General features: G+C 28.6%; 15 protein-coding genes. 7 read left to right on the plus strand and 8 right to left on the minus strand.

Going from position 1 to position 13,503, the window contains the following annotated elements; translation table 11 throughout:
• Positions 1 to 116: 116 nt before the first annotated feature.
• Genes ACZ5QH_RS08965 through ACZ5QH_RS08985 form a run of 5 tightly spaced genes read right to left on the minus strand, consistent with a single transcriptional unit; the run spans position 117 to position 5,572 of the window.
• A complete protein-coding gene (locus ACZ5QH_RS08965; protein ID WP_303577031.1) occupies positions 117 to 1,133 on the minus strand; it encodes a methyltransferase in 1,017 nt (338 codons plus the stop codon).
• A gap of 3 nt (positions 1,134 to 1,136) precedes the next feature.
• Complete coding sequence (locus ACZ5QH_RS08970; RefSeq protein WP_303577032.1) at positions 1,137 to 2,129, minus strand: hypothetical protein; 993 nt, start codon at positions 2,127 to 2,129, stop codon at positions 1,137 to 1,139.
• Positions 2,116 to 3,993, minus strand: a complete 1,878-nt coding sequence (locus ACZ5QH_RS08975) for an ORC-CDC6 family AAA ATPase (protein ID WP_303577033.1) — start codon at positions 3,991 to 3,993, stop codon at positions 2,116 to 2,118. The genes ACZ5QH_RS08970 and ACZ5QH_RS08975 overlap by 14 nt, the downstream gene beginning before the upstream one ends.
• Positions 3,993 to 4,937 (minus strand): phosphoribosyltransferase-like protein, encoded by a 945-nt coding sequence (locus ACZ5QH_RS08980; protein WP_252513039.1) that lies wholly within the window; start codon positions 4,935 to 4,937, stop codon positions 3,993 to 3,995. The genes ACZ5QH_RS08975 and ACZ5QH_RS08980 overlap by 1 nt, the downstream gene beginning before the upstream one ends.
• Complete coding sequence (locus ACZ5QH_RS08985; protein ID WP_252513038.1) at positions 4,937 to 5,572, minus strand: dUTP diphosphatase; 636 nt, start codon at positions 5,570 to 5,572, stop codon at positions 4,937 to 4,939. Before ACZ5QH_RS08985 ends, ACZ5QH_RS08980 begins: the two co-directional genes overlap by 1 nt.
• 592 nt (positions 5,573 to 6,164) lie before the next feature.
• Between ACZ5QH_RS08985 and ACZ5QH_RS08990 the strand changes: the two genes are divergently transcribed.
• Positions 6,165 to 6,425, plus strand: a complete 261-nt coding sequence (locus ACZ5QH_RS08990; protein WP_034611905.1) for a hypothetical protein — start codon at positions 6,165 to 6,167, stop codon at positions 6,423 to 6,425.
• Between the two features lie 329 nt (positions 6,426 to 6,754).
• Here ACZ5QH_RS08990 and ACZ5QH_RS08995 read toward each other — a convergent pair whose 3' ends face one another.
• Together ACZ5QH_RS08995 and ACZ5QH_RS09000 are read right to left on the minus strand one after the other, a co-directional pair.
• Positions 6,755 to 7,222 carry a BLUF domain-containing protein gene (locus ACZ5QH_RS08995; RefSeq protein WP_034611907.1) on the minus strand — a complete coding sequence of 156 codons (468 nt, stop codon included), beginning with the start codon at positions 7,220 to 7,222 and terminating at the stop codon, positions 6,755 to 6,757.
• A gap of 39 nt (positions 7,223 to 7,261) precedes the next feature.
• Complete coding sequence (locus ACZ5QH_RS09000) at positions 7,262 to 7,711, minus strand: BLUF domain-containing protein (RefSeq protein ID WP_034611909.1); 450 nt, start codon at positions 7,709 to 7,711, stop codon at positions 7,262 to 7,264.
• A gap of 566 nt (positions 7,712 to 8,277) precedes the next feature.
• Here ACZ5QH_RS09000 and ACZ5QH_RS09005 point away from each other — a divergent pair.
• From ACZ5QH_RS09005 to ACZ5QH_RS09030, 6 genes are all read left to right on the plus strand, one after another.
• A complete protein-coding gene (locus ACZ5QH_RS09005; RefSeq protein ID WP_034611911.1) occupies positions 8,278 to 8,622 on the plus strand; it encodes a hypothetical protein in 345 nt (114 codons plus the stop codon).
• 188 nt (positions 8,623 to 8,810) lie between these two features.
• A complete protein-coding gene (locus ACZ5QH_RS09010; RefSeq protein WP_004721227.1) occupies positions 8,811 to 8,969 on the plus strand; it encodes a DUF1328 domain-containing protein in 159 nt (52 codons plus the stop codon).
• 102 nt (positions 8,970 to 9,071) lie between these two features.
• A complete protein-coding gene (locus tag ACZ5QH_RS09015; RefSeq protein WP_034611914.1) occupies positions 9,072 to 9,341 on the plus strand; it encodes a hypothetical protein in 270 nt (89 codons plus the stop codon).
• 23 nt (positions 9,342 to 9,364) lie between these two features.
• Positions 9,365 to 9,565 (plus strand): hypothetical protein, encoded by a 201-nt coding sequence (locus ACZ5QH_RS09020; RefSeq protein ID WP_004820756.1) that lies wholly within the window; start codon positions 9,365 to 9,367, stop codon positions 9,563 to 9,565.
• A gap of 583 nt (positions 9,566 to 10,148) precedes the next feature.
• Positions 10,149 to 10,760, plus strand: a complete 612-nt coding sequence (locus ACZ5QH_RS09025; protein WP_004820758.1) for an NAD(P)-dependent oxidoreductase — start codon at positions 10,149 to 10,151, stop codon at positions 10,758 to 10,760.
• A 1,367-nt stretch (positions 10,761 to 12,127) separates the two neighbouring features.
• Complete coding sequence (locus ACZ5QH_RS09030; protein ID WP_004820762.1) at positions 12,128 to 12,385, plus strand: hypothetical protein; 258 nt, start codon at positions 12,128 to 12,130, stop codon at positions 12,383 to 12,385.
• A gap of 124 nt (positions 12,386 to 12,509) precedes the next feature.
• Here the strand turns inward: ACZ5QH_RS09030 and ACZ5QH_RS09035 are convergent, their stop codons facing one another.
• Positions 12,510 to 13,388 carry an ATP-grasp fold amidoligase family protein gene (locus ACZ5QH_RS09035; protein WP_303577035.1) on the minus strand — a complete coding sequence of 293 codons (879 nt, stop codon included), beginning with the start codon at positions 13,386 to 13,388 and terminating at the stop codon, positions 12,510 to 12,512.
• Between the last annotated feature and the right edge of the window lie 115 nt (positions 13,389 to 13,503).

Raw genomic sequence — 13,503 nt, forward strand, 5'->3', positions numbered from 1 at the left:
ATTTTTTAAAGTATTATGATAATACTATTATTTGATTTATTTTAATAGTCTAATGATATTGTATCTATTATTTAATTTTGTTATCTTTTGAGTATAGTCAATTAATAATTTTTAAGTTAATTGAAATTCTGTAAAAATACTTCTAATTTTTTTTTGGTGATAAATTTAGCACCAGAGCCATTATAAAGGGCGGTAAAAGACTCCCAATTATTAAAGATATATTTTTTTAATAAAATTGATTCTTTTAAATTTTTACATTCAATTGAAAATAAACAATCTGAAAGATAAATGTTATTTTTTGAATAATAACTTATAATATGATTTTTATTGAAATTTCCCACTCGTGGTATCAGTAGCATTCTTCCTTTAATTGTAGGGAGATGACTACAGATATAATTGATAGGTTCTAAATTCTTGTTTTTTAAAGAGGTTGTATGTAAAAGTGGTGTTAGACCACTGGTTGTTTTTTTATGCAGTTGAATATTTCCTCTAAATATTTTAAAGGTTTTTAAGTGATCTGAATGTACAGAGGGAGGGGGGCTAGATAGTTTTTTAAAAATACTCTTTTGCTTTGTAATACGTATTATACTTGTGTTAGGACGAGCCTTGTGGAAAATTCTAGTATTTTTTATTTCGAACTTTTCAAAATTATAAGAATTTTGAATATATTTTAAACCTAAAGCATCTCTCTCTGTTGAAAAACAACCATTAGGTAGTATAGCTAGAATTTGTCCATCTTCAGTTAAATAATTTAAGGATTTATAAATAAAAAATAATGCAATTCCACTTGAAATATCATTTATACCCCAAGCATATTTTTTTCGATTTCCATGAGAAAAAGGAGGGTTTAATAATATTAAATCAATTTTTTTAAAAAAAATTGTAAAATTAGTCGCTAAGAAATCATTATTATAATAAGTAATTTCTTCATTCTTTAATCTAATTTTACTTAATACGTTCTGATCAATATCATTCACTATATATTTTGCTTCAGGCCAATATTTATGAGCTGCATGGATAAGACTCCCTTCTCCTACCGCAAAATCTGCAATTAGGAGAGGAGGGGTGGATAATGAATAGAATTGTACTAGTTCATGAGCAAGAGCATCTGGTGTAAAAATTTGGTCTATCACAATTTAAGTTCGTCTTTCTCGTCTTTCACGTCTTCTATCATCAAGATTGATGTTGACAGATGGTGGGTGCATAAATAAATGTTTTATATCATAAATATGAACTTTGGAAGCTCCATCAGTCCTTTTTGTTGTTCTAATGGGGTGATCATATACAATTTCAACATTATTTGGATAATTTAACGCCAAAATGAATGCAGCTAATGCATGCGGTTTTGTGCCAATCGGAGCTACTTTTAAGTTTTTCTTAATTTTTAAGATTTCTTCTAACTTGTAGTAGCAACTAAATGTACAATCGCCTGGCACATAGTCTATCCATTGATAAGAGTCGGTGATCTTTAAAATCTGCCGATTGCCACGAATAGTTTCAAAAACATACCAAGGTTCAAAACCAGGTAGACCAACCAATGGAATAATAGAATCTTTACTTGTAGGTTCCAGCGTATTATTAATTAAATTAAATCGTGCACCCTCAAATCCAAGTAGGGGTACAAAAGTGAACTTATCTGAGTCGATCAAAGTATGGAAACCATTAACTGGTGCTACCCCTTTAATATGTGAACTAAGATTATAGAACTCATTATCTAATGGAGCTTTTTTTCTAGCATAACTACTTGGTTCGATGTAGATGACTTTAATTGAAAGTTCATTATGCTTTGAAAAAAATTTTATTATAGGAGCCCATGCTGAATGAGTTAATCCTGTAATGTCTAAATAAAAATTTTTTTCTTGAAATTTTAAGAAAAAAACATTAATGCTATTTTCATCGTTTAAATTAATTGTAAATAAATCCTCTAAATTAACTGAAAGTAAAGTTTCTTCAGTATTAATATTTAATTTAATATATTTTACATTTGTATGAGAAGTTTTTATGAGTGTTGAAATATCTGCTCTGTCCTCTAAGCTTTGTCCGTATAAATAGACACTATTGTTTTCAACTTCAATACTTTCTAAATTTTCATAAGTTTTAGTAATAATAGGCCTGTTAATTAGAAACATTTAAGTATTCCCCAAATAAGTCCAATTGATCAGGTAATGATGATTTCAATATTTCGATTGGTCGCTTATTTTTTTGAATCAGATGCCTCAATGCTTTTTTGGGGTCATCAATTAATGAAATAATGTCTGTTGAATCAATAGCTAATTTTCTTTTTTTTCTATGTGAGAATACGAAGAAAGGAGCAAAAATAGGGTGTATCATATAGTCAAAATCTCTTGTACTAGTTATATCACCTATTTTCGTTCCAGGAATACGTATAAGAGCTAGATGCATAACAGCATGAGTTAATATTGAGTCTACAATTTGATTTTCTTCACTTGTCTTATTTAAATAAAATTGATTTACTTCTGGCGCATGTCCTTCTGAATTAGACGCTAAAACTTCAAATAAACGACCTAAGCCTAATAAGAGTTTAGTTAATGTTGCACCGTTAATACTAATGCCTTCAAGTTCTGTAAAGTTTTTCTTTGCGATTAATTGTGTTGCTTTAGTTTGCGATTCATAGTCAATATTTTGAATTTCGGGTATATCCTGATTATCTAAATATATTTGTACCGATTTATTTACAAGCTCAATAAGATAACGAATGTTATTATTAGCTAATAATATAAATGTATCCCAACCTGTATAATATTTTCTAATGCCTGACTTACCTTTTCTTATGCTAAAAAGGTAAGCATGGAAATAGTTGTTAAATCTATCTTTCCATTCAATTTCATTTTCTAACCAGTTGATTAAATTGTCTATAAATGATTCTTCTCGCGATATAGATATATAATGAATAAAATAAATGTGACCAATAGATTTTTGCTCTAAAAGTTTTAGATATTTTTTAGATACTAAAGAAGCTAACTTACTTCTAATTTGCGATTCTAAGTCTGTACCAATTAGAATATTAGCTTCTTCTTCTTCTGCTAATGAAGGAAGAAGCTTTTCAATACCACCAATTTTTTTTAATTCTGGTAAACGACTTTCTACTACTTGTTTTGCAAAAATTGAAAAACTATTTTCTTGAAAAATTGTTCTCATATCAATTTTATAATAATCTGCTGGGGAATTTAAAATTTCATTTTCTCTTAAAGTTGAACGATTTCTCCACCCCAATTCTCTAACACCAATTTTAAAAGTATATAATTGATTAATTTGCTTCATTAATGTATTTACAATACATTGTTGATAATCTTCAAAGTTTTCAAATTCATCAATTAAAAAAACGAATTGTTTTCCATTTAACTCTGGAGTCTGTAGTAAAAGATCGGATACTCTATCTATTGGAGCTCCCAACATCGTCAAAAATATTGTGTCATCGCTTGAAATTGTATTTAATTTTGACTCTAATTCTGCAATTAAAATATCAATTTCATCCTCTAAATCTTCAATATTCTGTACATACTCTAGTGGTATATTTAAGGTTTTTACAGTTTTACGTAATAGCTTTTCATTAAGATTTAACTTTTTATTTTGTGTTTTTTCATACCAAACTGCAAATTGGCATAATTTATGACATAAAATTAAATTTAAATAATGTATGAAATATGGTTGCCATTCATTATCAGAAAGCCCTCTATTCACAAAACTAGTTATACGATTTAGATTTACTTTCCAGTATAAACCATAAAAATTCCATTCAGATGGCGAGGATTCTAAATTTAAACTACTTTGTCCTTCATAAGATAGGCTTTTTAAAACTGTAGTTTTACCAGTTCCACGGCCACCTACAATAATACAAGGTCTACTATTAACAAGCTGATGAAAATAGCCAGGTTCACTGAAGTAATCAAAAATTTTGTCACTCAACCATTCTGCTTTATAGAGACCTAATTTCTCATTCCCGTCTTTAAGTTCTTGATATGTTAAATTCATTAACCAATCCTAATTAGTGGTTGCCATTCTTCTGAACTATAATTCAGTAATGGAATTGAGGCATCAGGTACCGAATCCTGAAAAGCTATGCTCAAGCCTAATTTTTTAAAACCACGCCAACATATTTCGCCATCTTCACCTAACTCTCCATCTAAATCTGGAATTCCAATTCTACTACTTACTTCTTGTATAAACTGCGGTCCTTCGGTTCTCATATCTTCACGCCAAATATAAGAGTGATCACTAAGAACACTATGGTAATTGGTTAATGTATGAGCAGGTGATATGATCGCATTTGGAAGAACTTCACAAATTCTTTCAATAGCATAATGAGTACTAACTATTGTACAAATGTATACCTCAACTCTAGTATTGGTACCAACAGTGTTGGCCAAGGATTTAAAAGTTCCGCCAATATCAAATTTTTTAGTCCATGTTTTTAGAAATTGCTCTCCAGACCCTAAAAAATCATCAACAAAAATTAGTTTGGCAGAATTTCCATTTTGGACCGTACTAATTGCTTGCTCTAAAGAAAGTATGTTTGTTTCATCAATCTTGCATAGATCTCTAGCATAACGAGCGTATCTAAAACCACTATCGCTTGGATTAGGTGTTTCACCACTTATGGGAATTATATAAGCTGAATTTTTAAATAATTGCCAATTTATTAATGCTTGATTGTAATGAACACATGGCTCATGTTGTAAGATAACTTTACATAATCGGTGAAATGCACTCTTAAAAAGGGCTTTACTCATTTCATCTGAGTAGTATGTCATGTTATCAATTAATCGTAGAGCATAAGGTACTTCACTTTTTCTGAAATTTTGAATCCAACTTCGAGGATTAAAATAACGTTGCTGTGGCCAACTTTGTAACATTACAAGATCGGACCACATATCTTTAGAAATACGTAGGTGCCGCTCAATATCATCATTAATCATTATTTAAAAGACTCTTGATATTGATTTTCTAGTTTTTCGTATACTTGATTGCAAAACTCATTTTTATTGATATCAAGCTCCTTAATAATTTTGAACAAATAGTAATTATCTTCATGATTGTTCCAGATTTTTTTGTATTCACCTGTTTTATAACCATTTTTTTGTCTAAATTCATTTAGGACGTTTTTGCCCACATAGATTTTATATAACTCATTGAATTCTAAATTTAAAATCTTACATAAATTAAAGAATAGAGATATATCAAATGATTTATTTTTTAATGTTGATAAAGCAAACGCTTCAATTGAAAGGGAGATATCAGTTTCATTTTCCATTTTTAAGTCATATGAAACATAAGTTTTTTTGAGAAAAGCAATAACTTTTTCAGATGTACCATGTTTTTGTAATAAGTCACTAAGACCAAAGTGCCAAATATCTATCAATTCTAATTGAGCTTGTTCGATATTATTTTTACTATTACTCCACCATTTCCATGAAAGATGTTCTAGAAGTTCAGCACTCTCAAGCCAAATTGCTCTATACCAAGGATTATTATTTTCTCTCCAAGATTTTGAAATCAAAGAGTTTACTTGATCTTGGAGCGATAGCATATGTTCTATTTTTTTGAATTCCACTTTTGAGTACTCACAAATTAATTTAATTGTTTAGTTACTTAGTTAGATCGAACTAAAATTTAGTGGTTTCAAGTATATCAATGATGTATTACTGAAAAAATATTTTTTACTAAAATAAATCTTATTTGATGATATTAAAGACAGTAATATTTTTTGTATCACATCATGTATCATAATTTTTATTAAAAATTTAATTAAATAAATACAGTAACTTATATTTGAGTTAAGTATTGGATATACCTACCAAGATTTTTAAAGACTTATAAGCAATTCAAAAGCTTATAGGTCTTTTTTTTTGCTTTTGTTGCATCTCTATTATTCGTGAATTTAGAAAAATTGCAGAAAATGGCGGTATATTCAACATATTTGCAATAAGTTAGTAACAAAATAAAAATATCGAGACCATGTAGCAATGCTTGGCGTATTTAAGTTAAGTACTAAGGTGCTTCAAACCTACCTTAAATTTATCTTAAATATAGAAAGAAATATTTACATTTAATCATTAAATTACATTTTTAAAAAAATCATAATAAAAAAAAGAAATAAAAATGAGTTATAGTCTAAATGATTTTAAATTGCAGGAATCACACTATTGAGTATTCATGAAATAGTACTTCAAGATGATAAATTTCATTTACATAAACTTGTCAAAGTTAAAGATAGTATTTATGACCCAGTCAAAAAAGATGAATCTACTTTGTGGTTTTGGATTTACTCAGATACATCTGAATTTTTTTACTTTGAATTATGGGATGAACTTGATCATGCAAAAATAAACGAAAATATTAATTATAAAAATTGTAACTTTAAAGTAGTTAGTATTAATAATAACAATAAAATGAATTACTCATAAAACTTAATTATATTAAAGATAAATAATTTTCATAATAATTTAAAACATTAACCTAATGTAAAAAACGATTTAATTTTATCTATTTAGGGATGGTAACAATACATCTCTATAGGTATAGGAAATTCAAAGTGAAAACTTAACAAGCAGCCATCAAGAGATTAATCCATTCATTAATTAGTCTCGGTTTGTAATGGCGCTGGGAAGCTTGTCGCTTTTTTAAATTAGTAAAAGCATCTATATCTGGTGAATCAGAGCAACTGGGTGCGAGTCAATCGGTCAAACTTTGAAATTCTTTAAAAGAGAGGGTCTATAACCCTCTCTTTTGATATTTAAAGAAAAGAGGAGATTCCTCGCTGATTTAAACCGACCTTTTTACGCACTCGAGTTTGCTTTTCTTTCAAAAGCTCATTTAATAAGCTATTTAAATGAGCATTATTGAGGGCAGCTGGCATAAATGAGTCATAGCCAAGCTGATTAAAAAATAAATCAACTTTTGAGCACTTTTGCACGTATTTCATTGACCAGTTTTTAAAACTAATTTTGTCAATATCCATGATTTCAAATTCAATAATGCTATTATGCCTAGCGTCATTTTTTATACTTTGAAATAACGCTTGAACTATAGACTTTTCACCTTCAAGACATTGAAAAAAATGATTATTGGCATAATATAGAACGCCAAAAATTTTATTTTTTCCATTAAAATCACGCGCAGTATTTAAGATAGCATTTAAATCTTCAATAAGGTCATTGGCTAATTCATTTCGAGTACTCGCATAGCACAATCGAATTAGCATACATCTTCTCTCAAGTCGCGTAGATTCATATAAAAAAACTTATTCATTGATATCAAAATTATATGGTTCCATAGCGTATTCACCCGCTAAAAGGTCGATAAAAGAAGGGATTGTCTCACTAGAAAGAAGAAATGGATTGAAATCATCACGATGATTTTCTAGGAAAAAGTCACCAAGTCTTTTATTGACAGGGGCAAATTTCATATTCCAATGCTTAAACAAAGCTATGTCGCATTTTTCGTAATATAAAATTTCACAATTTTGATGACGTTGATCTTTTAAAATTTGATTATAAAACAGATCATCAACCTTACTTTTATGCCCTTCAAGACATTGAACAAAATATCCATGTCCATAGTAAAGAACACCTGTGATTTCATTGCGAGAGTTGAAATCAACAGCTGTGTTAAGAATTTCTATCAAATCATTCTTAAGATCTGGATGAGTACTCGTAGCTTTACTTGCATATAAAACTCTTACAAATTCCATTAGAAGGCTTCCACGATAAATAATTACTTCGAACTAGTGCTAACGCTTTAATTTTATTAATAAGCTTTATGTATTCACATAGAAAGATTAGTAACGATGACTACAATACATTGATAATTAATCAAAAGCTAACAAATCGTACCAATGGGTCGAAACAGGAAATGTAAAGTTTTTTAACACTGTTTGAGTGTTTTGTTACTTTACAAAATAAATTTAGCCTATAGTTAAAATTAAATATTTGAAAATAAAAGATTTAATAAATATATTTTTAATTTCGCGTGGTTAAAAAACGTACAAATGTACGAAATTTCTCACAATCATGTAAGCCATGGATTATATCGCTAAATTTCATATTATTTATACTGCCTAGATACACCACAAGTGCTCATCATTATTATAAATCTGAATATTAATTTAAGGTGATTGTCGCTAACGCTTAAATTAAAATAATTCATTATAAAAATGATGTGTTGAATAAAAAGTGTTGTGTATTGGGGGAGTCTTCCCCCTTAGTCGGACAACTAAGGGGGGAGCATTTTTATAAATATGAAATGAGAGAGGATGAAATGCAAATTTTAAAAAATATTGTTATTTTTATTGTCTCTGTTTTGAGCATTTCATTGCTTATTATTATTTTTGATCAATTGGGGATGAATAAAAAACTCAACTTGTTTTTATCAGCTTTACTGTATGGGGTATTCATCACAATTTATTTGCAAAAGGTATTCCTAAGTCTATCTTACTTCTTAGGATTCTATAGCCTTTTATTCATGATAAGTTATTCTGTTGAAGTCATCGTCATGCTTTTTATTTCTTGCTCTGTTTTATTGATTATAAAAATGATTATGCCGAAATTAAAGGATACACGTGTCGATCGATTTTTTATTTTTAATAAATTATATAAAAAGTGAGTTTTAATGATTGCTTTTTATTTTTTTATTCAAATTTGATCTTACTTGATGAATTTAAGTGTTAATGTTGTTTTGAGTTGTAAATATTATAAACTAGAACATTTTAATCACATAAAATAACACTTGAATTAAAATATTAATTTATAGTGTTATTTTAAATCAAAATATATTTTAGGGAGTAATATAGTATGTTTCGTTGGGCGATTATCTTTGCTGTAATAGCACTTATAGCGAGTCTTTTAGGATTTGGTGGTGTAGCAGGTCTTTCAAAAGATTTTGCAGTTATTCTATTGGTTGTCGCTGTTATTCTTACAGTGATTGGTTTTATTTCTCGTGGAAAGGTATAGTCACTATAAACCATCTAACGATAGAATTTAATCATTCTATCGTTAGATATAATTAATTTGAAAGTACTTAAATCATTTAAATAAATTTGAACTGAGCACATTATGAAAAATATTAACTATGATTTTGTTTTAGAACAAATTTATAATTTTTTACTTTTAAGACCTGACTTTAATAGTAAAACAAATTTTGAGAAGATCGCTGAATATTTTAGAGCTTTAAATGAGGGCACAGATGATGAGTTCAATTTTGAGAAACCAAACAAAATCTCGGGTAAATTTGGCAGTAAAAAAAATATAGTAATAGTCAACGCACCCGAAATAAATAATAAAAATAATTTTTTGGAATGGGTAGATCGGCAAATAAATCTATAAGCTTTTTGATTAAGGGTATTTATATGCATCATAGACATAAGCGAAAAAAAGCAGCATTGATTTCAGAATGGTCAACTGATCAAGACTGCTATTTGATTGAAAATAGTTCATTACCTATTGAAATATTAAAAGATTCTTTATCATTCTCTGAAGAAGAAATACTTGAGAGAAAGATGCAGCTAGGATTAGTTCGCCAGCAACGACAAATGATGAGAAGCAGTTGAATCAAATATTCTAAGCTTCTCAATTCATTTTTATAATTTTAGCTTTAATTTAATCGGTCTAAAGTGACTAAGAGTTACCTCATAGAGTAACTTAACTAATCAAAACTACATCCTGAATATACGATGCTACACTCTTAGCAGTTTTTAAACATGAAAATTTAGGGCTGCGTGTTTAGCTACCCGAAGTGAATAATCATAACGTTTTTCTGTTTCTTGACCACCTTTAATGGGGGCAGTTAATGCAACTCAGCCATCTTAGTAGGTATATTTTAAAATAAGGCATAAACTTTATTCAAGTGAAAGCTAGTTACTAAAATCATTATTCTTAAAATAAATACTTATACATGAGAGCTATTAAAAAGTGACATTGTTTACATGATTTTGACAGAAAGTAAACTTAACTAATAATTCAAAATGGAGTTATATAGGTGATAATGGATTATCAATCTTAATCTATAAATTGTTGATTATTTCATATGTAAATTATTTATAAAATTTTAAACATTATAAGTTTTATATTTAAAGATTTATAAAACTATTTGATTAAAATTTTTGAATTATCTTAAATAAGTGAGGAACGATTATGAAGATTGCTTTAATTGGTGCAACAGGTATGGCGGGTTCACGTATTTTAGAAGAGCTTGTTTCACGTGGTCATTACGTTAAAGCCATCGCACGTAATACACATAAAGTACCAGATACAGAGCGTGTCTTATCCGTAGATGTGGACTTAAATGATCATGAAGCGCTTGTAGAAGCTCTAAAAGGGCAAGATGTTGTGATAAGTGCTGTTCCTTTTCATGGCTTAGATGCGAATGCATTGATTAACACAATTCGGGATTCTAAAGTTAAGCGTTATTTGGTTGTTGGTGGTGCTGGTGGATTGACTATTCCCAACAAAAATGTACGCTTATTGGATACAGATGACTTTCCTGCTGCGTATAAACCTGAAGCAGAAGCTGCTGTAAATTTCCTTGAAAAACTTAAACAAGTCGATGATATTGAATGGACTTTTATATCACCTTCGGCAGAGTTTGGTCCAGGAAAACGTACAGGAGAATTTCGTTTAGGCAAAGATGAACTTATAATTGGTAAAGACGGCAGTAAAATTTCAGCTGAAGATTTTGCAATAGCATTATCTGATGAAATTGAAAATAACAACCATATTAATCAACGTTTTACTGTTGGATACTAAGAAGAAGTGTATAAGAGCCCTCATTTGAGGGTTTTTTTCTATAAAAATTAAATTGACGATTTTAGCATTTCCTAAACTTATTTGTACTTATAAGTATTTTTATTTTAAATATTTTGGTCATTGCTGTAGGTCATTTTATTTATCTATATTGAATAAATATAACTATATAGTTTAAATGAATTAAGGATTGCAAATTTTAAAGATTGTGTTTAAAAGTTGAATGGACAATACATGTAATATTTTTATGATGATAAAACAGTTAATTATGGTTAATAAGCTGTCTGAAAAGTCATTGTGGATTACATTAGTGGTCATAATTGATATAAATAAGACCAAAATTAAAATATAGAACTTGCTATTGATATATGGATTTGTCATGAAAAGCTCTTTTTTGAATTGTTATACTATAACACTTTTATAGATAGACTTATATGCTGGAAATGTTATGAAACAAAAAGTATTCATTTAAAAAACTTTAAAAAACTTTAAAAAACTTTAAAAAACTTTAAAAAACTTTAAAAAACTTTAAAAAACTTTAAAAAACTTTAAAAATGTCTATCAGTTTCTTAATTTAATCAGTAATTTTTATTTAAGTGTCTATTGGTTATAAGAATTTTAAGATATTGTTATAATCGTCTCTAAATGAGTCTTGTATGAAAATAGATGAACGCATGATGATAAATGATTTATTGTCATTGGTTTTAAAATCACTATCCTGAGTTTTATAAATATTAATTCATTTAAATCAATAACATTTTTGATTTTGTTGTCATTTGAAGATAAAATATTTTCGTGTTTTATTCATCAAACTTAGATTAGGTTGTACTTAGATTAGGTCATACATGGACTGTCTCGCTCTTGGATTAGTGCTGTGTAAAATGATATGAACGGTTGCAACCATTGTAGATATGACTTTAAGTTTTATATTTTAGACATCTGAATAAGTCCTTTGTAAGACCATAGATCAACATAAAATCCCCTTCATCCTAGCCTTCTCCCAAAGCGAGAAGAAACTTTCAATATCAATCTGATTCACTCAACATGATCTTTTTTTGATTTATGAAAGATCTTTTTTAAGAACTACATGGGTATAAATATACTAGGAAATATAAGAATAGAAGGGGAAAATAACTAAAAATGGTTTTTTTATTGGCATTAAATCTCAAAATAGTAGAAATTTCAAAAGAATAGTAGTTGATTTTCAACCTAAGATTGAATTAGTATATCTATAAAATACGATATAGTGAATCGTAACTTAAGCACCAACGTTTGGATAACTGGTCTTTCTGATAAGTTAAAGAGTATTTGATTGGGGAGATACGAAATTCTTTATCTGGTTATGACTAGTGATTTAGGAAAGAGGGGATATGCACAAATTTTCAAAAATTGAGCTGGTAACAAATCATTTAACTAAAACGCTAGAGGATTATCTAAAATTAAAAATGAGCTGTGATGGCGTATATACACATACTACAAAAAAAGAAGATGAAAATTATAAAATAGAAGTCGTTATTGATCCACCAAGTGATGTTTTAGAAACCTTTAAGAATATAGCACATGACATCAAAGATTATTTAGATACTATTGATTATAAAGGAAAATTTGAGTTTAAATTTATTGTGTAGCGATATATAGACTACATGCAATAAGTTATATTTTCATTGAATTAAACTTCGTGTGTGTTTTACTCATTTTTTATGATTTATATACCCACAAGTCCAGCTCTTTGTGGGTATTTTTTACATTATTTTAAAATAAATGCCAATAACTACCAAGTTTCATATCCCACTCTTTGGGTTCAATGACCATTCTTCCAGCATTAGGTGTTAGGGTTATTTCACTGAAATAGATATTATTTTTTGATATCAAAAAATCTATTCGACTATAACCATATTTCAGGCAGAGCGTTTGTGATAACTCAATTAAGATGCTTAGCCGAGCTGGTTTTTTTAAATATGCAGGGCTATTGCTTTTTAAATCAACTGTAAATGGTTGGAGTGTCCACGATGTATCGTAAATATTTGAATATTCATTTTTGAGACTATCTTGTACATCGACTTCGATAAATTTGGGTTGACCTTCAAAGCAATGGACTCTACATGTGGTAATGGTTAATTTAGTTTCTTGGTCAATCAATAATTCAACATATTGTTCAGCTAAAATTGATGGCTTAATATTTTTGTAATGCCATTCTCTTTTCCTGAAATACATATTTTGCTTTAAATGATGCGTTAATTTGTTTTCCGCATTTCTTTGATCAAATTGACACTTATCATTGCAGACTATTGCGCTGCCGCTATCATGATTGCATTTCAAAACAAATCTATCGGGCAGTCGATTAAAGTCAATTTCATTGAAAGATTGGTATACACCGATCAATGGGACCAGATGAGAAGAACAAATTTTATTGCTGATCACTTCTCTTACAGCCAATTTATCAGCCAATAAGGTATGTAATGGATCTCTTTCAAAAATCATTCTTGCTGTAACTTTTTCATTAAAACTTTTGGGCTGATCAAAATTGGGAATATAACCAAGTTTATTAATAAAACGTTTGGTTAAATATTGCTTATCTGAGACAAAATATGCTCTTATAACTTTTGCAAAATAGGTGAGATTGTCAATCATTTGTCAAAACCCAATTAATGATCGTATAAGTATAAATAACCAAAGCTTAAAAAATTTTTAAAAAGCGAATGACTTTATGTATGAGTATTATAGTAATAGGCTTATTACTCTAAAT

The sequence above is a fragment of the Acinetobacter sp. Ac8 genome (genome assembly GCF_055392545.1).